The sequence below is a fragment of the Pseudomonas sp. BMW13 genome, assembly GCF_013357275.1.
Classification (GTDB): Bacteria; Pseudomonadota; Gammaproteobacteria; order Pseudomonadales; family Pseudomonadaceae; genus Aquipseudomonas; species Aquipseudomonas khazarica.
This window is the reverse complement of sequence record NZ_SUKD01000010.1, coordinates 16,870-36,779: the sequence shown is the minus strand read 5'-3', so window position 1 is coordinate 36,779 and position 19,910 is coordinate 16,870. Positions and strand designations below refer to the sequence as shown.

Annotated in this window: 15 protein-coding genes; 6 read left to right on the top strand and 9 right to left on the bottom strand. The window is 65.6% G+C overall.

Translation table 11 applies throughout. The annotated features are described in order from the left end of the window. Positions 1-107: 107 nt before the first annotated feature. The gene (locus E4487_RS08295) at positions 108-737 is read right to left on the bottom strand and encodes an FKBP-type peptidyl-prolyl cis-trans isomerase (protein WP_037047105.1); all 630 of its coding nucleotides are present in this window, start codon (positions 735-737) and stop codon (positions 108-110) included. 210 nt (positions 738-947) lie between these two features. Here E4487_RS08295 and E4487_RS08290 point away from each other — a divergent pair, with 210 nt between their 5' ends. The 3 genes from E4487_RS08290 to E4487_RS08280 all read left to right on the top strand — a co-directional run bounded on the left by E4487_RS08290 (position 948) and on the right by E4487_RS08280 (position 6,184). Then, the gene (locus E4487_RS08290) at positions 948-3,437 is read left to right on the top strand and encodes an ATP-binding protein (protein ID WP_175253118.1); all 2,490 of its coding nucleotides are present in this window, start codon (positions 948-950) and stop codon (positions 3,435-3,437) included. After that, positions 3,427-4,497, top strand: coding sequence for an HD domain-containing phosphohydrolase (locus E4487_RS08285; RefSeq protein WP_037047099.1), 1,071 nt, complete (start codon positions 3,427-3,429; stop codon positions 4,495-4,497). The genes E4487_RS08290 and E4487_RS08285 overlap by 11 nt, the downstream gene beginning before the upstream one ends. A gap of 61 nt (positions 4,498-4,558) precedes the next feature. Then, the gene (locus tag E4487_RS08280) at positions 4,559-6,184 is read left to right on the top strand and encodes a methyl-accepting chemotaxis protein (RefSeq protein ID WP_037047095.1); all 1,626 of its coding nucleotides are present in this window, start codon (positions 4,559-4,561) and stop codon (positions 6,182-6,184) included. Here E4487_RS08280 and E4487_RS08275 read toward each other — a convergent pair. The 6 genes from E4487_RS08275 to E4487_RS08250 all read right to left on the bottom strand — a co-directional run bounded on the left by E4487_RS08275 (position 6,175) and on the right by E4487_RS08250 (position 11,943). Next, positions 6,175-6,321: a DUF2256 domain-containing protein gene (locus tag E4487_RS08275; RefSeq protein ID WP_081876413.1), complete on the bottom strand. Its 147-nt coding sequence runs from the start codon at positions 6,319-6,321 to the stop codon at positions 6,175-6,177. The two genes, E4487_RS08280 and E4487_RS08275, sit on opposite strands and share 10 nt — an antisense overlap. Beyond that, positions 6,318-7,877, bottom strand: coding sequence for a cryptochrome/photolyase family protein (locus E4487_RS08270; protein ID WP_244976481.1), 1,560 nt, complete (start codon positions 7,875-7,877; stop codon positions 6,318-6,320). The genes E4487_RS08275 and E4487_RS08270 overlap by 4 nt, the downstream gene beginning before the upstream one ends. Beyond that, the gene (locus E4487_RS08265; protein WP_037047088.1) at positions 7,874-8,176 is read right to left on the bottom strand and encodes a DUF6482 family protein; all 303 of its coding nucleotides are present in this window, start codon (positions 8,174-8,176) and stop codon (positions 7,874-7,876) included. Before E4487_RS08265 ends, E4487_RS08270 begins: the two co-directional genes overlap by 4 nt. A gap of 128 nt (positions 8,177-8,304) precedes the next feature. Next, a complete protein-coding gene (locus E4487_RS08260) occupies positions 8,305-8,802 on the bottom strand; it encodes a TIGR00645 family protein (RefSeq protein WP_037047085.1) in 498 nt (165 codons plus the stop codon). A gap of 130 nt (positions 8,803-8,932) precedes the next feature. Further along, positions 8,933-9,286, bottom strand: a complete 354-nt coding sequence (locus E4487_RS08255) for a hypothetical protein (RefSeq protein ID WP_037047082.1) — start codon at positions 9,284-9,286, stop codon at positions 8,933-8,935. Positions 9,287-9,450: 164 nt separating this feature from the next. Beyond that, on the bottom strand, positions 9,451-11,943 hold the full coding sequence (locus E4487_RS08250; protein WP_037047080.1) for a Lon protease family protein: 2,493 nt from the start codon (positions 11,941-11,943) through the stop codon (positions 9,451-9,453). Positions 11,944-12,126: 183 nt separating this feature from the next. Between E4487_RS08250 and E4487_RS08245 the strand changes: the two genes are divergently transcribed. Then, on the top strand, positions 12,127-13,767 hold the full coding sequence (locus tag E4487_RS08245) for a cation:proton antiporter (protein ID WP_175253117.1): 1,641 nt from the start codon (positions 12,127-12,129) through the stop codon (positions 13,765-13,767). Here E4487_RS08245 and E4487_RS08240 read toward each other — a convergent pair. Next, the gene (locus E4487_RS08240; RefSeq protein ID WP_037047077.1) at positions 13,760-14,071 is read right to left on the bottom strand and encodes a TraR/DksA C4-type zinc finger protein; all 312 of its coding nucleotides are present in this window, start codon (positions 14,069-14,071) and stop codon (positions 13,760-13,762) included. The two genes, E4487_RS08245 and E4487_RS08240, sit on opposite strands and share 8 nt — an antisense overlap. Before the next feature lie 118 nt (positions 14,072-14,189). Between E4487_RS08240 and E4487_RS08235 the strand changes: the two genes are divergently transcribed. Beyond that, complete coding sequence (locus E4487_RS08235; RefSeq protein WP_175253116.1) at positions 14,190-16,070, top strand: DUF4105 domain-containing protein; 1,881 nt, start codon at positions 14,190-14,192, stop codon at positions 16,068-16,070. Here the strand turns inward: E4487_RS08235 and rtcR are convergent. Beyond that, complete coding sequence (gene rtcR, locus E4487_RS08230; RefSeq protein WP_175253115.1) at positions 16,064-17,665, bottom strand: RNA repair transcriptional activator RtcR; 1,602 nt, start codon at positions 17,663-17,665, stop codon at positions 16,064-16,066. The genes E4487_RS08235 and rtcR overlap by 7 nt on opposite strands. 219 nt (positions 17,666-17,884) lie before the next feature. Between rtcR and E4487_RS08225 the strand changes: the two genes are divergently transcribed. Next, the gene (locus E4487_RS08225; RefSeq protein WP_175253114.1) at positions 17,885-19,435 is read left to right on the top strand and encodes a TROVE domain-containing protein; all 1,551 of its coding nucleotides are present in this window, start codon (positions 17,885-17,887) and stop codon (positions 19,433-19,435) included. Positions 19,436-19,910: the final 475 nt, after the last annotated feature.

Here is a 19,910-nt window from a genome sequence, read left to right as displayed (position 1 = left end):
ACCAGGGCGCCCCGTTTCGTTGCAGCCGCGCAGGATGGGCGACGCTTCACCCTTGCACCGTGATCACGATGCAAGGGTAACGCCAGTGACCCGCCTGCGGATGGCGCTTACAGGATGTCGAGCAGCTCGACGTCGAACACCAGCACGCTGTGCGGCGGGATGCTGCCGACGCCCTGGGCGCCATAGGCCAGCTCGCTCGGCACGTGCAGGCGCCACTTGCTGCCGGTACCCATCAGTTGCAGGGCCTCGACCCAGCCCGGAATCACGCCGCCCACCGGGAATTCAGCCGGCTGGCCACGCTCGTAGGAGCTGTCGAACACGGTGCCGTCGATCAGCGTGCCGTGGTAATGGGTACGCACCTGGTCCTCGGCCGACGGCTTGGCGCCCTCGCCCGCCACCAGCACTTCGTACTGCAGGCCGGACGGCAATACGGTCACGCCGTCACGCTTGGCGTTCTCGCTCAGGTAGGCACGGCCTTCGCCAGCAGCCGCTTCGGCCTTGGCAGCGGCTTCGGCCTGCATGATCTCGCGGATGACCTTGAAGCTGGCCCCCAGCTCGGCCTCGGAAACGCGACTGGCCTGGCCGGAGAAGGCATCGGTCAGACCGGCGAGGATGGCCTGCAGGTCGACGCCCGGCGGCGGGTTGTCGCGCAGCTGACCACCGAGTTGACGACCGATGCCGTAACTGACGCGGCCCTCGTCGGAGGACAGATCGGGGCTGAAGGTGAATTCGGACATGAAAAGGCTCCGCTTGGGGCTACAAAAAGGTCGGCCAGCCTAGCACAGAACAGGATTCGACCGGACGCCGCGCCAGCCTGCCGAACGCAAATGGCCAGCTCGCCCTCGGTGCCACGCATTTGCTACTACCTTTAGCTAAGCCTCACTTAAGAAAAGGACAGATATCATATTGATATCATTCGTTCGCTTCCCCGCGCAGGAGAGTGCGTCATGCAAGATAGCTCTCGCGTCAGTCTTCGGACATGGATATGGCGTGCTTTCGCTCAAACGGCCCTGATCCCGCTGATCCTGGTGGAAACCGTACTCATCAGCGTCTATCTGATCAGCAACGTCTCCATTCGTGATGCGCAGATGTCCCACCTGCGCGAGACCGCACTCAACGACCTGCAAAGCGCGGCCGAACAGGAAGCCCATCTGTTCGAAAGCGAACTGGGCCATATCTCGCGGCTGACATCCACCTACGCGGCGCTGACCCAGCAGACCCTGCACGACCAGCGACCTGTCGCCCCGGCCGAACTGGCCGTCACGCCCAGTGGCGTGCGCTACAGCGCCGAGGATGACGGCGGCTCGGCGTCCTTCTACTCCAACGTGACGCCGCTGCAGCAGCAGGACCTGAGCAAGGTCGCCCGGCTCGCCCAGCTCGACCCGCTGATGCGCGAAACGGTGCGGCAGAATCCGCTGGTCGCCAGCATCTACTTCAACAGCTGGGACAGCTACAACCGCATCTACCCCTGGTTCGACACGTCGCAGCAGTACCCTCACGACATGGTCATCCCGGACTTCAACTTCTATTACCTGGCGGACGCCGCGCACAACCCCGAGCGCAAGGTCGAGCTGACCGACATCTACCTCGACCCGGCAGGCCAGGGCTGGATGCTCTCCGCCATCGCCCCGGTGTTTCGGGGCGACTTCCTCGAGGGAGTGGTCGGCCTGGACGTCACCGTGAGCAAGTTGCTCGAACATATCCAGGGCCTGGACGTGCCCTGGGGCGGCTACGCGGTGATCGTCAGCAACGAGATGAACATCATGGCCTTGCCTCCGGCCGGTGAAACGGACTTTGGCCTCAGCGAGCTGACCACGCACTCCTACGATGACGCCATCAGCTCGGAGCTGTTCAAGCCGGAAGATTTCAACCTGCTGAAGCGCAACGACACCATGGCCCTGGCGAAAAGCATCGGCGAGCGCAGCAATGGTGTCCTCGCCATGTCGCTTGATGGCCAGCCCAAGCTGGTGGCCTGGGCCAGTATCCCGGCGACGGGCTGGCACCTGCTGGCGATCGTCGACGAGAGCGTGGTGTTCAGCCAGACCAATGCCCTGGCCAGCCACTACCGCGACATCGGCTACCTGCTGATCGCCGGCCTGGTGCTGTTCTACCTGGTGTTCTTCGCCTTCATGTGGGGCCGCGCCCGCAAGTTGACCGAGCGGCTGCGCCAGCCCATCGGCGGCATCGTCGCCATGCTCCGTGAAATAGGCCAGGGCAACTGGAAGCCGAAGCGCCCGGCGACCACCATCGCCGAGCTGGAAACCATCATCGACGACGTCGAATCCATGGGCCAGCAACTGGAGCGCAATGCCACCCAGCTGCAGCGCGCCACCCATGAAGCGCAGGAGGCCAGCCTGGCCAAGAGCCAGTTCATCTCCAGCATGAGCCATGAGCTGCGTACCCCGCTCAATGCCATTCAGGGCTTCGCCCAGCTGATGCGCATGCAACAGGCACCGCAAGACGTCCAGGAGACCGACTACCTGGAAGAGATTCTGCTGGCCAGCCGTCACCTCAACCAGCTGGTCGGGGACATTCTCGACTGGTCCAGCCTGCAGAGCGATCAACCGCGCCTGGAGTTGCAGAAGGTCGACGCCGTCGAGCTGATGCACGAGTGCGCGGACCTGGTCGCCCCGGAAGTCGAAGCACGCGGCCTGAGCCTGCAGGTGTCGCTGCCGAGCGAGCCCCTGCCGGTGCTGGCCGATCAGCGGCGCCTGCGCCAGGTGCTGTTGAACCTGCTCTCCAATGCGATCAAGTACACCCCCGCCGGAAGCATCACCCTGAGCTGCCAGGCCCGGGATGAACAGGTCCGACTGATGGTCAGCGACACCGGCATGGGCATCGCCAGCGAGCTGCAACCGCTGCTGTTCGAACCGTTCCAGCGCCTCGGCCAGGAGAACGGCGCCATCCAGGGCACCGGGATTGGCCTCTCGCTGTGCAAGGAGTACGCCGCCCTGATGAACGGCGAGATGGGCCTGGAAAGCCAGCCCGAGCACGGCAGCCGCTTCTGGATCAGCCTGCCCCGCTACAGGGAGTCCGAGCGCACCGCCACGGAGCAGCCGCACAAGGCCAGGGCCCGCGTCTATCACGGCGACCTGGATGAGCGTAACCGCGAACTCGTCAGCCTGGCGCTGTCGGACTCCGACCTGCTGCAGTTCGACGATGGCCGCGAACTGCTGACGGCATTGCGCGCCCAGCGGCCCGACGTGCTGCTGCTGAGCGTGGACATGCACGGCCTGGACGGGCGCGAACTGCTGCGCACGCTGCACCAGAGCCCCGAGCTGGCAGACCTGCCGGTCGTGCTGCTGAGCCGTGAGGACCAGCTCGAGGAGCTGGTGGGGCTCGGCGTCAGTGCCCTGCTCGCCGTACCCATCGACCCCAACGAGCTTTACCAGCTGGTCCGAGACCTGACTGGCCAGGAGGCACCGCATGCTCTCTAAGGACTTCCAGCAATCACGGGTGGTCATCGTCGACGATGTGGTCGCCAACAGCCGCCTGCTCGAATCCAGCCTGAAGGCCTTCGGCCTGCGCAACACCATCAGCTTCTCGGATTCCGCCGCTGCGCTGGAATGGCTGCAGCACAACCCCTGGAGCCTGCTGCTGCTCGACCTGGACATGCCCGCCCCCAACGGCTTCGATATCCTGCGTGCACTGTCCGGTCGCGACCGCAGCACCAATCCGATCATCATCATCACCGCCCTCAGCGACGCGGCCAGCCGCCGTACCGGCCTGGAGCTGGGCGCCAACGACTACCTGAGCAAGCCGGTCGACCTGCCCGAGATGATCCTGCGCGTGCACAACAGCCTGCAGATGAACCAGGCGACCCTGGCCCTGCACGAAGCCAACCGCACCCTGGAACAACGCGTGCGCGAGCGCACCGCGCAACTGAGCCAGAGCTACGGCGCGGTGGTGCGTACCCTGTCGCGCGCAGCGGCCTACCGTGACAACGAGACCGGCAACCACATCATGCGCATCGGCGAGTCCGCCGCGCTGATCGCCCAGGCCCACGGCATGGACCCGCATTGGGTCGAGCTGATCCGCCAGGCGGCACCCATGCACGACGTCGGCAAGATCGGCATAGCCGACGAGATCCTGCTCAAGCCCGGCAGGCTCAACGATGACGAGCGGCAGCTGATGCAGCAGCACCCGCAGATCGGCCACGCCATTCTTTCCGACCAGCACGCCTCGGAACTGACCGCCCTGGCAGCAGAGATCGCCCTGAGCCACCACGAGAAATGGGACGGCAGCGGCTATCCTGAAGGTCTGAAAGGCGAGGCGATACCACTCTCCGGGCGCATCGTCGCCATCTGCGACGTCTACGACGCCCTGCGCATGGCGCGCCCCTACAAGGCTCCCTGGCCACGGGAGAAGGCGCAGGCCTTCATCCGCGAACAGTCGGGCAAGCACTTCGACCCGGCCCTGGTCGCCATCGTCGAGGGGCTGTACGAGCAGATAGAGGCCCTGCAGCAGGACCTCAGCGACGCGCCACAGGCGAAATGACCTTCGCGGACCAGGCCAGGCAAGGCCTGGCCACCGCCATCACAACTCGGGTACCGCCAGCATGAACTTCAGATCCATCTCCATCGCCCCACGCGCCGCAATAGGGTTTGGCTTGATTGCGTTACTGGTGTTCGCGCTGGGGGGCTTCGCGCTGCAGCAGATGCGCAGCATGCATGCCCACTCCAGCGAGGTCGAGGACAACTGGATACCCAGCCTCAATACCCTCGGCGACGTCACCCAGGACGTCCTGCGCCTGCGTGCAGTGACCTTGCGCATGGCGTTGAGCGAAGACGCCCAGCAGTTGCAGGCGAGCATGCCACTGGCCGACGAGTTGCTCGCCGACCTGGAGCAGGCCCAGCAACGCTACGAAACCCTGATCAGCTCGAGCGAGGAGCGCGCCCAGTTCGATCGCTTCAAGGCCGCGGAAGCCAGTTATCTCGCCCTGCGCAAGCAACTCGTCGAGGACCTGCGCCAGGGTGACCGGCAGAAGGCTCACAACGTACTTGGCGGCAGTTTCAACGAGCAGTCCGACGCCATGGTCGCAGCCCTGAACGCCCTGATCGCGCTGAACCGCCAGGGCGCGTCAGCGGCGGCACAATCCTCCGGCGCCGTGTACAGCCATGCCCTGCGCGGCACCGTGCTGGCCATGGCCCTGGCGGCCATCGCCACGGCGATCCTCGCGACGCTGCTGACGCGCAGCATCGTCAGGCCGTTGGCCGAGGCCGTGCAGGTGGCCGACTCGGTGGCGGGCGGCAATCTGACCCTGAGCTTCGACACCCGGGGCAACGACGAACCGGCCAGGCTGCTGCTGGCCCTGAAGAGCATGCAAGGCAACCTGCGCGGCACCATCGAACAGATCGCCGATGCCTCCGACCAGCTGGCCTCCGCCGCCGAACAACTCAGCGCCGTGACCGAGAACACGGCGCTCAACCTGCACCAGCAGAGCCAGGAGATCGACCAGGCCGCCACGGCCGTCACCGAGATGAGCACGGCGGTGGACGAGGTGGCGCGCAACGCCGCCAGTGCCTCGGCAAGCGCCAACGCGTCGGGCCAGGTCGCCCAGCAGGGCAGCGAACGCATCGCCCAGACGCTGTCGTCGATCAGCCAGCTGGCCAGCAATGTGGATGGCACCTCGAGCGACTTCGGTGAACTGGCCGACAAGATTCGCGGCATCAGCAAGGTGCTGGATGTGATTCGCGGCATCGCCGAACAGACCAACCTGCTCGCCCTCAACGCCGCCATCGAGGCCGCGCGTGCCGGTGAGGCGGGCCGTGGCTTCGCCGTGGTCGCCGACGAGGTCCGCGCGCTGGCGCACAAGACCGGCCAGTCGACGCGGGAAATCGAAACCATGATCGGCACCGTGCAGAACGATACCGAGCGTGCGCTGCATGCCATGGAGTCGAGCAACGGCCTGGCCCAGCACACCCTCGATATCGCCCAGGGCGCCGGCAGCGCGCTGCAGCAGATCATCCAGTCGATCGCCGAGATCGGCGAGCGCAGCCTGGTGATCGCCAGCGCGACCGAAGAGCAGGCCCACGTCGCCCGCGAGGTGGACCGCAACCTGGTCAACATCCGCGACCTGTCGCTGCAAAACTCGGCCGGCTCGGAACAGACCAGCACCGCCAGCCGCGCCCTGTCGAACCTGGCGGCCGATATGCAGGGCATGGTCGCGCGTTTTCAGGTCTGAACCGCAGAGCGGCGTGCACGGCGGCAGCGCTCGGAGCAGTAGCGCACCTCGTCCCAGCAGCGTGCCCACTTCTTGCGCCAGGTGAAGGGCAGGCCGCAGCATGCGCACAGCTTCACCGGCAGCTCACCCTTCTTCACAGCATTTCTCCGGCATCCAGCCGCGCCAGCAGGCGTTCCCCCCAGTCCCAGAGCGCCTGTTGCCGGGCGTCGTCCATGCGCGCCAGGTTACGGTAGACCATGCCCATGCGCGGGTTGCGCTGCAGGGGGTCGCGGTGACGCATGAGGAAGTGCCAGTACAGCGCATTGAACGGACAGGCCGACTCACCGGTGCTCTCGCTCACCTTGTAACTGCAACCCTGGCAGTGATCGGACATGCGCTTGATGTACTGACCACTGGCGCAGTAGGGCTTGGAGCCGAGGTAGCCGCCATCGGCGTGCATCACCATGCCCAGGGTATTGGGCAACTCGACCCAGTCGAAGGCGTCCATGTACACCGCCAGGTACCAGTCACAGATGGCCTTGGGCGCGATGCCGGCGAGCAGGGCGAAGTTGCCGGTGAGCATCAGCCGCTGGATGTGGTGTGCATAGGCGTGCCGCAGGGTCTGGCCGATCGCCTGACGCATACAGTTCATGCGCGTCTCGCCGGTCCAGTAGAACGCCGGCAACGCACGCGAGTTGCCGAATGCATTGCCTTCGGCATAGTCGGGCATGCGCAGCCAGTAGATGCCGCGCACGTACTCGCGCCAGCCGATCAGCTGGCGAATGAAGCCCTCGGCCGCGTTCAGCGGCACATCCCCTGCGCGGTAGGCCGCCTCGACCTCGGCGCAGATCCGTCGCAGGTCGAGCAGGCCGATGTTCAATGCGGCACTGATGCGCGAGTGAAAGAGAAACGGCTGGTCGTCGGCCATGGCGTCCTGGTAATCGCCGAAGTCGGCGAGGCCCCGGACGAGGAAGTGCTGCCAGAGACGCTCGGCCTGTTCTGCCGTCACCGGATAGTCGAAGCCGTCCAGGCTGCCGTAATGGTCGGGGAAGCGCTGCGCCACCAGCGCCAGCACCTCACGGCTGATGGCGTCCGGCTCGATCCGTAACGGCGCGGGCGGCTGCACCTCGCGCGGCAACGCCTTGCGGTTGTCTGCGTCGAAGTTCCAGGCGCCGCCCTCGGGCGTGCCGTCGGGGTTGAGCAGCAGGCCATTGCGGCGACGCATCTCACGGTAGAAGTACTCCATGCGCAGCTGCTTGCGTCCCTGCGCCCAGTCGGCGAAGGCCTCCCGGCTGCAGAGAAAGCGCGAGTCGGCATGCCAGTGGATCGGCACGCCGCAGTGGCGCAGCGCCTGCTCCAGACGCCAGTCGCCGCATTCGGTCAGGTGCACTTCGGCAGGATCGAGCTGCTGCGTCCAGCGCAGCAGCTCGCCCGGCAGCGAGCCACTGTTGTCCACATCGTCCAGGGTCACGTAATGCACCTGCAGCCCCTGCTCGCGCAACTGCTCGGCGAAATGGCGCATGGCGCTGAAGATCAGGGCGATCTTCTGCGGGTGGTGCGGCACATGGCTGGCCTCCTCCATTACCTCGGCCAGCAGCAGGTGATCGCGCTGCGGGTCGATGTCCTGCAACGCACCGAGGCCCGGCGTCAGCTGGTCCCCCAGGATCAGCACCAGCCGGCGCACACCCGGCTCGCGCGTGAACGAGGCAGTCACCAACTGGAACGGAAGGCGATGGGCACGCGCAGGCTGTTGTCAGCCGACGGCATGCCGCACATCTCGTCGTGCACCGAACTGTGCACCAGGAAGAAGGGCAGCGCCGGCATTTCCTGCAGGACGTCCCGTGCGTGCTCGACCGAGCGCAGGTTCAGCGTGCTGCCGCGCGGGTCGAGAATCGGATGGCTGCGGCCGTCCATCTGCGCTTCGAGCAGATAGATACCGCCCTCCAGGGAAATCAGGTTCAGTTCATCGATACGCCCGGCCTGGGCGTGGATAGACAGGTCATGCAGATTCATCAGGTCGGCCTCCTGGTTAAACTATACAAGAACCTATACAAAATTGATTCTTGTACAACACAGGAAAAACTCAAACCTGAAAAGCAGACCGCCCGTCATGTTCGGACGGGCGGTCGGGGGCGTGCGGGTCAGTCGTGCTTGGGCTTGGTCAGCTTGTCCAGATAGCCCATGGCGAAGGCGGATGCGACGAACGTCATGTGAATGATCACGTACCACTTCAGCTTCTCGTTCTCGATCTGCTGGGCATCCATGAACATGCGCAACAGGTGAATCGAGGAGATCGCCACGATGGAGGCGGCAACCTTCATCTTCAGCGAGCTGGAGTCCATCTTGCCCAGCCAGTCGAGTTTCTCCTTGCCTTCATCGATGTCCAGCTGCGAGACGAAGTTCTCGTAGCCGGAGATCATCACCATCACCAGCAGGCCGCCGACCAGTGCCATGTCGATCAGCGACAGCAGCACCAGGATGAGCTCCGACTCGCTCTTCTCGAACACGTGCGGAAGGATGTGGAAGATTTCCTGGAAGAACTTCAGCGACAGGGCCAGCAGCGCGAGCGACAGGCCGAAGTAGATAGGCGCCAGCAACCAGCGCGAGGCATACATCGCGTTTTCGAGTAAGCGTTCCATGTGTGGCTCACAGAAGGAAAAGAAAAACGGCGGCGAGTATAACCAGCAGCCGGCCGCAGCAGAAGCATCGGTGAAATTGTGGATAACCCTCTGGACCGGGGCCTGGGCAGCCCTGGGGGGGCGCTGCCGCTCAGCTCTGCCCGTCGGTCTCGGGATGACGCTGGAAGGCCCCTGGCAGGCTGTAGCGCTCACCGTTGACGCGACGCAGCTCGGCCTGCAGGTGCACGCGCCAGATCGGCGGTTCGCTGCACTCGACATATCCCTGCACGAACAGGCTCTCGGCGATCGCCTCGAGCACGTCCTCGGCGACGAAAGGCCCGTGGAACGGGCCCTGGGCCCGGATCGCAGAAGGTTGCGCCCCCGACATCCCGGCAGCGCAGAGCAACGTCCAACGTCCGTTGTCTCCTGCCAGTGGCCTGATGATGCATTCGATGCGGGTCACCAGGCCCAGGCATTGGCGGGTAAGGCAGAGGCTGCGCGACATGACGACGACCCTCGCAGAATCCAGACCTCAGCCTACACCCCGAACGCTTGCACTGTGAAGCCAAAGTTATTCACGCAATCTGTGGATAACTCTGTGCATGACGGGTGAGCAAGATGCCTGGGGCAGCTACCTCAGGCGATCCGGGACAGTCGTGCAAGATTCGATCAGCTGGCGCCGCCCTCCTCCTCGCCCTTCTTGCGTCGGGGTGCCTTGGCCGGTTTGGCGGCCTCGGCCTTGGCCTTCTCGACCTTGGCTTTCTCGGCCTCGACCGGCTTGCTCTCTTCCTCCAGGCCGATCTCGGCGATATCGCGCAGGCGCTCGACCACCCGGGCGTTGACGCTGCCCTTGGGGAAACGGCCCTTCTCGTCGGGGTGCCCGGCCGGCTCGCCGACCAGCAGGCTCAGGGCCTCATCGACATGGCGCACGGCGTAGACGTTGAACTGGCCGGCGCGCACCGCCTGCAGCACGCGCTCGTCGAGCATCAGGTTGGCGACGTTGGAATGCGGGATGATCACCCCCTGCTCGCCCGTCAGGCCACGCGCCTCGCAGAGCCGGAAGAAGCCCTCGATCTTCTCGTTTACCCCGCCGACCGCCTGCACTTCGCCGAACTGGTTGATCGAACCGGTGATGGCGAAGCACTGCTTGAGCGGCGTGCGCGACAGCGCGGAGATCAGCGTGCACACCTCGCCCAGCGAGGCGCTGTCGCCATCGACGTAGCCATAGGACTGCTCCAGGGCGATGCTCGCGGAAATCTCCAGCGGGAATTCCTGGGCATAGCGACTGCCGAGGAAGCCGGTCAGGATCATCACCCCCTTGGAGTGGATCGACTGGCCGAGGCTCACCTCGCGTTCGATATCGACGATGCCGCTGCCGCCGGGATAGACGGTGGCGGAGATACGCGCCGGCACACCGAAGTCCGAGTCGCCGACGGCCAGCACGGTGAGGCCGTTGCACTTGCCCACGGCAGCGCCACTGGTGTCGATGAGGATGATGCCGGCCAGCATGTCATCGATGATCCGCGCCGAGACCCGCCCGGTGCGGGTCGCCTTGGCCTTCAGCGCACGCTCGATATGGCCGACCTCGGTGATGCTTTCACCGGCCAGCTGACGGATGAAGTCGGCCTCGCTGACCAGCTGGAACAGATCGCCGATCCGCGCCGACAGGCGCCCCTGGTGCTCGGCCAGACGCGCACTGTAGGTGGCCAGGCGTGCCACGGCCGCGCCGGTGAGCGGCGCCATGCCCTCTTCCGAGGTGCGGGTCTTCATCAACTGGGCGAACTGCTCCAGGCTGTCCTCGGCCAGCGGGATGTCCTCGTCGAAGTCGACCAGCACACGGAACATCTCCTGGAAGTCCGGATCGTGATCCTGCAGCGCGTAATAGAGCTGGCGCGAGCCGATGATCACCACCTTGAGCTGCAGCGGGATGACCTGCGGGTTGAGGGTCACGGTGGCAATGCGGCCCAGGTCGCCCAGCGGCGACTCCATCTTCAGCTGACGCGAATGCAGGGCGCGCTTCAGCGCCTCCCAGACGAAGGGCTCGCCGAGCAGCTTCTCCGCCTCGACCACCAGGTAGCCGCCGTTGGCCCGGTGCAGGGCGCCGGGACGCAGCTGCCGGTAGCTGGTGTACAGCGCCCCCTGGTCGGAGCTGTATTCGATACGGCCGAACAGGTTGTCGTAGGTCGGGTGCGACTCGAACACCACCGGCGCACCGCCATTGGCGTGATGGCCGACCACCAGGCTCGGGCAGTACATTTCTTCCAGCAGCTTGCGCAGCTGCGGGTCGGCCTTGTCCACATCCACCAGCTGCTCGACCGCGGTCTTCAGCAGGTTGACCTGCATGGCCTGCAGGTAGGCGCAGACACCGGCGTTCTCCGCGTACTTCTCCGACAGTGGCGCCAGCAGCGGCTGCAGGGCCACGGTGATGGTCTCTTCGTTGAGCTGGCGCAGCAGGTTGCTCGATTCGCGCTTCCATTGCGGCAGGCTCGCCAGTTCTTCGTTCAGGCGCTCTTCCAGCTCGGCGATATCGGCGTGGAAGCGCTCGCGGTCGGCCTCCGGCAGCTGGGCGAACTCGGCTTCGTCCAGCGCCTTGCCGTCCGCCATCGGGGTGAAGGCGATGTTGCTGCTGTCGCGGTACAGCGCCACCCCCTTCTCCAGCGCCAGCCGTTCGATCACGTCCAGCGCCTGGTCGTAGCGCTTGTTGAAGCCACGGTCGATGGCGCTCTTCTTCTGCTGGTAGGTCGGCGTCTCGAACACCGCCGGGAAGGTGGCCAGCAGGTTGTCGATCAGCTGATTGATATCGGCGATGAAATCGCCGGCGGTGCCGGCAGGCAGCTCCAGGGCGCGCGGCTCGCGTGGCTCGTCGAAGTGGTTGACGTAGACGCGGTCGGCCGGGGTGTCCATGCGCTTGGCTTCCGCCTTGAGGTAGCGCTGGACGAAGGAGAAGCGCCCGGTACCCGGCTCGCCCATGACGAACACGTTGTAGCCCGGGCGCGGCATGGCCACGCCGAACTGCAGGGCCTCGACCGCGCGCGCCTGGCCCAGCACGCCGCGGAAGGGTTCGAGATCATCGGTACTGTCGAAATTGAACTGCTCGGGGGCGAAGGGGCGGGTCAGTGATTCGGGGGCAAGGCGCAAAGCATCGAGGCTACGCTTGGACATTGGCGATCCTTATAGCGGGCGGAGTCTTCCGCAAAACATGGGGTGATTCTGGGCCTGTGGCGCGAAGAGGATCAAGGCTTGATTCAAGGCAATGCGCAAAAACGGTGCTGCGATAAGCTGCCACGCATTGCCCCACCAAGCCTGCACCATCGACAGGCAGCCCCACCACAAGGAACCTTGCCTATGAGTGCCTTTCAGGAAATCGCCGCCCTGCTCAGCCTGTCCGCGCTGCTCGGCATGCTCGCCGTGAAGCTGCGCCAGCCGCTGATCATCGCCTACATCCTGGTCGGCATTCTCGCCGGCCCGGCGGTGATGAACCTGTCGGGCGATCACAGTTCCATCAGCCTGCTGTCGGAAATCGGCATCACCGTGCTGCTGTTCGTCGTCGGTCTCAAGCTGGACATGCACCTGGTACGCACCCTGGGTGCGGTGGCCCTGGCCACGGGCCTGGGGCAGCTGGCCTTCACCATCCTCGCCGGCCTGGCCCTGTGCCGCCTGCTGGGCCTGGACTGGACGAGCGCCGGCTACGTGGCCGTCGCGCTGACCTTCTCCAGCACCATCATCATCGTCAAGCTGCTGTCGGACAAAGGCGAGATCGACTCGCTGCACGGGCGCATCGCCATGGGTTTCCTCATCGTGCAGGACATCGCCGTGGTGCTGGCGATGCTGGTGATCAGCCTGTACCAGCCGGCCAGTGGCGAGCACACGGGCCTGTCACCGCTGGCCCTGATCGGCGCGCTGCTGGCCAGCCTCCTGGTGCTCTACCTGCTGATGCGCTTCGCCCTGCCCCGCCTGCTGACCCCCATGGCCCGCTCCCCCGAACTGCTGATGCTGGTGGCGATCGCCTGGGGTACGCTGCTGGCGGGCGGTGCCGAGGCACTTGGCCTGTCCAAGGAGCTGGGCGCGTTCATCGCCGGTTTCTGCCTGGCCTCCACGCCGTTGCGCGAGGCGATCGCCAGCCGCCTGACCAGCCTGCGTGACTTCCTCCTGCTGTTCTTCTTCCTGCACCTGGGCATCCAGCTGGACTTTTCCTACCTGCACCAGCAGATCGGCAGCGCCGTGCTGCTGTCGCTGTTCGTGCTGATCGGCAACCCCCTGATCGTCATGGCCATCATGGGCGCCATGGGCTACCGCAAGCGCACCGGTTTCATGGCCGGCCTGACGGTGGCGCAGATCAGCGAGTTCTCCATCATCTTCGTCGCCATGGGCATCAGCCTCGGCCACGTGGGCGGAGCGGCACTGGGACTGACGACCCTGGTGGGAATCATCACCATCACCCTGTCCACCTACATGATTCTCTACTCGCAACCGCTGTTCGAACGCCTGTCTCCCTGGCTCGGGCTGTTCGAGCGAAAAGTCGCCCACCGCGAGAATGCCGAGGACAACGCCCCCGCCCAGGCACAGCCGGAAGTCATCGTCTACGGCCTCGGTCGCTACGGGCGCGAGCTGGCGCACCGCCTGCAGGAGGGCGGCCTGCGCGTGCTGGGCGTGGACTTCGACCCACAGGCGCTGGCCAGCGCCCGCCAGGCCGGCCTGGCCGTGTGCTACGGCGATGCCGAGGACGCCGACTTCATCGCCCACCTGCCCCTGCAGCAGGCCCGCGCGCTGGTCAGCACCATCCCCCAGCGCGAGGTCAACGCATTGCTGCTGCGCGCCGCGCGCAGTGCCGGCTTTCGCGGCAGCGTGACCCTCAGCGCCTTCCGCGAAGGCGACCTGGAAGCCTTCAATCGCGCCGGCGCGGCCAGCGTCCTGCAACCCTACATCGACGCCGCCGACTCGGCCGCCCGCCGTCTGCTGCAGGAGGTCGAAGCGCCGCTCAGTTGAACTCGGCGCAGTGCAGGCAGTACTCGGCGACCGGCATGGCGGCCAGGCGCGCCGCATCGATCGGCTCGCCACAGCACAGGCATTCGCCATAGCGCCCTTCGGCCAGCCGCTGCTGCGCCTGGCGCACCCGCACCAGGCCCTGCTCGGCCTCGGCCAGCAGGGCCTCCAGCACTTCATCGTTCTGCCGTTGCTGCGCCTGCTCGGCGAAATCAGCCGAATGGGTGCGCCCCAGATCGCGGCGAATCGCCTCGGCGCGGGTCGTATAGTCGCGCTGCAGCGCGTCCAGCACATCTCGATGAGCCATGAGCCCTGTCTCCTTGGGAGTGAGGAATCACCAGTGTGATCCGCCGCGCACGGCGCAAGACTGACGCCGATCAGCACTTGCGCGAAATGCGTTCATCGACTGCCTTGACACCCAGCGCATGGCTGACCAAAGCTCGGCCATCCTCATAAGCAGAAGAACAGTGCCCTTGAAACGGATATTCGCCGTCATCGCCCTGAGTCTCAGCCTGCCCCTGCATGCCGCCAGCCTCGAACGACTGGCTGACGATCCCTACTGGATCGCCCTGGGCCACTACGAAACCGGCAAACTCGGTGGCTGGCGCAGCTACGTCGACGACGACGATTTCTTTCTCGCGGAACACGGCGCCAGCGACCCGGCAGCCGAGCTCCAGGCGACCGTCAAGGCGCTGTACCAGCCCGCCGAGCTGGGCGACCGCCACCCGCAGTGCGTCTACCCGGCGCGTACGCGCTGGCTCAAGGCGCAGCTGCAACTGAACGACCTGCCCACCCCGGACTGCGCCGAGTACCGCACGTGGATCGCCGACGTGAACCCACACAGCACGGTGCTGGTGTTCCCGGCGGCCTACCTGAACAGCCCGTCGTCGATGTTCGGTCATACCCTGCTGCGCATCGACCAGCCCGACATCGACAGCCACAACACCGCCTTGCTCAGCTACGCGCTGAACTTCGGGGCCTTCATCGAAGGCAACGACAACAGCATCCTCTATGCCTGGCGCGGGCTGATGGGGGGTTACCCCGGCCTGTTCGCCCTGGTGCCGTACCGCGAGAAACTCAGCGAGTACAACCGCCTGGAGAACCGTGACCTGTGGGAGTACCGGCTCAACCTGACGCCGGAGGAAACCACGCGCATGGTCGAGCACGTCTGGGAACTCAAGCAGATCCGCTTCGACTACTTCTTCTTCGACGAGAACTGCTCCTACCGCCTGCTGGAACTGCTGGAAATCGCCCGCCCCGGCATCGAGCTGACCGAGCACTTCCCGCTCACCGCCATCCCCACCGACACCGTGCGCGCGGTCAAGGACGCCGGGCTGATCGAGCGCATCGACTATCGCCCGTCGCGTGAACGCGAGCTGCTGGGGCGTGCCGCCCCGCTGGACGCCGACGAGCAGGCCTGGGTACTGCGCCTGAGCCAGGACCCGGCGCAACTGGACGACGCCGCCTTCACCGCCCTGCCCGCCGAGCGCCGCGCCCTGATGCAGGATGCGGCCTTCCGCCTGGTGCGCTACCACGCCAACGACGAAGAGCGCAGCAGCAACGCCCAGCGCAGCTTCCAGCTGCTCGGCGCCATCAGCCGCAATCCACCGCCGGCACTGGACGTCGAGCGCCCACCGCTGCCCGAGGAAGGCCACGAATCGCGGACCTGGCAGTTGGCCGGCGGCAGCCGGGACGATCGCGCCTTCGCCGAGTACGGCCTGCGCATGGCCTACCACGACCTGAACGACAACCTCGACGGTTTCCCGCTCGGCGCACAGATCGAGATTCTCCAGCTCAAGCTGCGTCAGTACGAGAACAACCACTGGCAGCTGCAGCGCCTGGACCTGGCCAACATCCGCTCGCTGACTCCGCGCAACGCCTTGCTGCAACCGCTCTCCTGGCAGGTCGGTGGCGGGCTGGAGCGGGTGCTGGGTGAAGACGGCGATACTCCGCTGGTCGGTCATCTCAGTGGCGGTGCAGGCGCCAGCTGGCAACTGCACGACGACCTGCTCGGCTTCGCCCTCGGCACCGCGCGCCTGGAATACAACGAGGACTTCGCCGCCGTCATCGCCCCCGCGCTGGGCTTCAACACCGGCCTGCTCTGGCGCAACCCCATGGGCAACCTGACCCTGGAGGCGGCTGGCGACTTTTTCCACAACGGAGAGGTGCGCCGCCGCCTGTCACTCAACCAGCAGTGGGAAGTCTCGCGCAACCTCGGCCTGCGCCTGAGCGCCCAGCGTGAGTTCAGCCAGCTCGCCAGCCCGGTCAACGAGGTGCAGCTGGAGCTGCGCTGGTATCACTACTGACGCAGCGCCTGCCAATCCAGGCCGAAGCGCGCCAGGTACTTGCGCAGGCGGTCGGCATCGTTGGGTTGCGCCTTGGCCAGGCGTGATACCTGATACAGGCGTCTGCCCGCTTCCGACAGGCTGTCGGCCTGGCGGCACACCTCGATCACCGCCTGCAACTGCAGACGGTCGAACAGATCGAGGCCGGCAGCCTGCTCCCCGAGCAGGTCGCCCAGCGCGTCCTGCCGCTGGGCCAGCCCCCAGGCCCGCCGCAGCCGCGTGATTTCCTCCTCGACCTGCGCCTCGTCGATACGCCCGCTGTCGGCCAGGGTGGCCATGCGCGTGATCGAGGCCGACAGCTCGCGGAAATTACCCTGCCAGGCCGCCTCGCCCGAGCTGGCAAACGCCAGGTAGCGGCGCCGGGCCTCCAGGTTGAAGCGCACCATGCGCCCCTGCTCGCGGGCATGACGCTCCAGCTCGAAGTCGATGTTCGGTTCGATGTCCTCACGCCGCCCGGCGAGGCCCGGCAGCTCGAAGGTCCACAGGTTGATGCGGGCGTAGAGGTCCTCACGGAACAGGCCCTCGGCGACCCGCGTACGCAGGTCGCGGTGAGTGCCGGCGATCAGCAGAAAGTCGCTGCTTACCTCCTTGTCCGAGCCCATCGGGAAGAAACGCTTCTCCTCGATGGCCTTGAGCAGCATGGCCTGCTCGTCGAGACCCAGCTCGCCGATCTCGTCGAGGAACAGCATGCCGCCGTCGGCCGCGCGCAGCAGGCCATCGCGGGCATTCTGCGCACCGGTGAAGGCGCCCTTGATATGGCCGAACAGCGCCGACATCGCGCCGTCGCCGCGCAAGGTGGCGCAGTTGACCTCGACGAAACGTCCCTCGACCAGATGGCGACTGCGCTTGAGTTCGTACACGCGGCGGGCGAGGAACGACTTGCCGGCACCGGTCGGGCCGATCAGCAGCATCGGCGCCGATGAGCGCAACGCGACCCGTTCGATCTGCTCGATGCTGCGGTTGAAGGCGTCATTGCGCGTGGCGATGCCGGACTTGAGGAAGGCCAGGCTTTCCAGGCGTTTGCTCTGAAAGCGCGAGGCGATGCGGTCATAGCGCGACAGGTCGAGGTCGATCAGTGCATGGGTACCGGTGACCTGCGCCGCCTCATCACGCTTGCGCGCCGGTGAGGTCTGCACCAGGCGCGCCGGCAGATAACGCGCCTCGGTCAGCAGGAACCAGCAGATCTGGGCCACGTGGGTACCGGTGGTGATGTGCACCAGGTAGTCCTCGTGCTCGGTATCGAAGGCATAACCGCTGGTGAAGTCATGCAGTGCGCCATACACCTCCTCGAAATCCCAGGGGTTGCGCAGGTGCATCGGCTGCAGACGCACCTCGGTCTCCGGGGAAATCTGCCGGATGTCGGCGCGGATACGCTCGGCCAGGCTGAGGTCGCGCGCATCGGTACCGTGAATCAGCTCCAGGCGATCGATCAGCAGATCGGCCTGCTGACACAGACCGATGCTCGGCCGCCACTTGTTCCAGCGGTTGGCGCCCTTGCCGACCCGGTCCAGGGTCGCGCCGATGAAACCGATGGCGACCGTGCGCTTGCCATTCATATCCGCCGTCCCAGAAACTATCCAAAAAGATAAACAACGATATCATCAGATATGAAAATTGCGGAGCACGCTGTCGAGAGCTTTTCCCTTACGGGCAAGAAATTATAATTAAATCCTTACAAATCAATTAGTTGAAATTTAATCACAGCCAACCAACAAAACCTGGCACAGCCGCTGCAATAGTCCTGGCACAACGGATAAACACAGCGAGACGCCACGATGGCCAACTTCAATCTGTTCAACACCCGGGCCGCGCAACTGCCGGCCAGCGACACCCTGAATCAGCAGCAGGCACCGGCTTATGCCTACACGCCCAAGCACAAGCTGGCTCAGCTCGCCGTCACCGGCTGCCTGAACCAGACCTTCTACGCCGATGCTGAAACGCAGCTGGCCGAAGTGCTGAAGCTGGTCGCCGAACTCGACGCCCGCTACGTGGCCAAGGCCGCACTGTACGCCCGCAAGAAAGGCCACATGAAAGACATGCCGGCCCTGCTGCTGGCGGCCCTGGCCGCCCAGCGCTCGAGCCTGGTGCCGGCGCTGTTCGAGCAGGTGGTGGACAACGGCAAGATGCTGCGCACCTTCGTGCAGATCCTGCGCAGCGGCGTGACCGGACGCAAATCGCTCGGTTCGCAGCCCAAGCGCCTGGTGCAGAACTGGCTGAACGCGGCCAGCGAACGCCAGCTGCTGCAGGCGGCGATCGGCAACCAGCCGTCACTGGCGGACGTGGTGAAGATGGTTCACCCCAAGCCGAGCGAAGCCTGGCGCGAAGCCTTCTTCGCCTGGCTGATCGGCAAGCCGGCCGATGCCGCCGCCCTGCCGCCGCTGACCCGTGCCCTGCTGGCCTTCCGCAGCGGCGCCAGCAGCGAGCTGCCGGACGTGCCGTTCCAGCTGCTCGGCAACGAGACGCTGAACGCCGAGCAATGGGCTGAGCTGGCCGGACGCATGGGCTGGCAGGCTCTGCGCATGAACCTCAACACCCTGCTGCGCCATGGCGCACTGGCGGTCGAGGGTTGCGCAGAGCGGGTCGCACAGCGCCTGGCCGACGCCGAAGCCGTGGCCAAGGCACGGGTTTACCCGTACCAGCTGCTGGCCGCCTACCGCATGACCGGCGACGGTGTGCCGCTGGCCGTGCGCGAGGCGCTGCAGGACGCCCTGGAGCTGTCGCTGGCCAACGTGCCTGCGCTGAGCGGCCATGTGGTGGTGTGCCCGGACGTGTCCGGCTCGATGCACAGCCCCGTGACCGGCTACCGCCAGGGCGCGACCACGGCGGTGCGCTGCATCGATGTCGCGGCGCTGGTGGCGGCGGCCATCCTGCGCAAGCAACCGCGTGCTCAGGTACTGCCGTTCGAGAACAAGGTGGTGAAGGTGGCGCTCAACCCGCGTGACAGCGTGATGAGCAACGCGCAGATGCTGGCGGCGGTGGGCGGTGGCGGCACCAGCTGCTCCGCGCCGCTCAAGCAACTGGCTGACGCCAAGGCCAAGGTGGACACACTGGTTCTGGTTTCCGACAACGAATCCTGGATCGACGCCCGCCGCCATGGTGCCACCGAAACCCTGCGGCAGTGGGAACGGATCAAGCACATCAACCCGCAAGCGCGGCTGATCTGCATCGATCTGCAGCCCTACGGCACCACGCAGGCGGCGGACCGCAAGGACATCCTGAATGTCGGCGGCTTCAGCGACGCGGTGTTCGATGTGCTGGCACAGTTCGCCAGCGGCCGCTTCGGCGCCGGCCACTGGGTCGACGCCATCGAGCAGATGGAGTTATGACAACGCGCCCGGCCCATTGCGGCCGGGCACACAGATCAACGATTTCGAGCGCATTCGAATGCCGATGGGACTACATCCAAGACGTCTCATCACACCCTTGTCGACTGCGCACGAAGGCACGAATGCCAGTGGCTGTACATTGGTTATGCCGGGTTCGATACCGGCCCGTGGCAACACGGAACAGTCACTCATCTTGTCGTGCCACCTGATTCAGAGTTTTGCGACGAATGCCGGTGGAACTACACCCTTCCACGGTCGAGATGCGGGTTCGAATCCCGTCGACTCCATCACTGCGGGGTCGTAGTTCAATGGCAGAACACGAAAACGTTTCACCACACCTTGTCGTCGCATCTTTTTTGGCCCGCCACGGCGGGCCGGCAGCGAATGCCACGGGTACTACATTGGGTCGCGGGTTCGAATCCCGCCAGCCGCAAGGCCGTAGCTCAGCCGGTAGAGCAAATGTGCCCGTTATCTC

Coding starts and splice junctions, on each gene's coding strand:
- E4487_RS08245 (WP_175253117.1), top strand. CDS start 12,127: ATGAGTGCCTTTCAGGAAATCGCCGCCCTGCTCAGCCTGTCCGCGCTG.
- E4487_RS08265 (WP_037047088.1), bottom strand. CDS start 8,176: ATGAATCTGCATGACCTGTCTATCCACGCCCAGGCCGGGCGTATCGAT.
- E4487_RS08225 (WP_175253114.1), top strand. CDS start 17,885: ATGGCCAACTTCAATCTGTTCAACACCCGGGCCGCGCAACTGCCGGCC.
- E4487_RS08240 (WP_037047077.1), bottom strand. CDS start 14,071: ATGGCTCATCGAGATGTGCTGGACGCGCTGCAGCGCGACTATACGACC.
- E4487_RS08260 (WP_037047085.1), bottom strand. CDS start 8,802: ATGGAACGCTTACTCGAAAACGCGATGTATGCCTCGCGCTGGTTGCTG.
- E4487_RS08250 (WP_037047080.1), bottom strand. CDS start 11,943: ATGTCCAAGCGTAGCCTCGATGCTTTGCGCCTTGCCCCCGAATCACTG.
- E4487_RS08285 (WP_037047099.1), top strand. CDS start 3,427: ATGCTCTCTAAGGACTTCCAGCAATCACGGGTGGTCATCGTCGACGAT.
- E4487_RS08255 (WP_037047082.1), bottom strand. CDS start 9,286: ATGTCGCGCAGCCTCTGCCTTACCCGCCAATGCCTGGGCCTGGTGACC.
- E4487_RS08290 (WP_175253118.1), top strand. CDS start 948: ATGCAAGATAGCTCTCGCGTCAGTCTTCGGACATGGATATGGCGTGCT.
- E4487_RS08280 (WP_037047095.1), top strand. CDS start 4,559: ATGAACTTCAGATCCATCTCCATCGCCCCACGCGCCGCAATAGGGTTT.
- E4487_RS08235 (WP_175253116.1), top strand. CDS start 14,190: ATGGCTGACCAAAGCTCGGCCATCCTCATAAGCAGAAGAACAGTGCCC.
- rtcR (WP_175253115.1), bottom strand. CDS start 17,665: ATGAATGGCAAGCGCACGGTCGCCATCGGTTTCATCGGCGCGACCCTG.
- E4487_RS08295 (WP_037047105.1), bottom strand. CDS start 737: ATGTCCGAATTCACCTTCAGCCCCGATCTGTCCTCCGACGAGGGCCGC.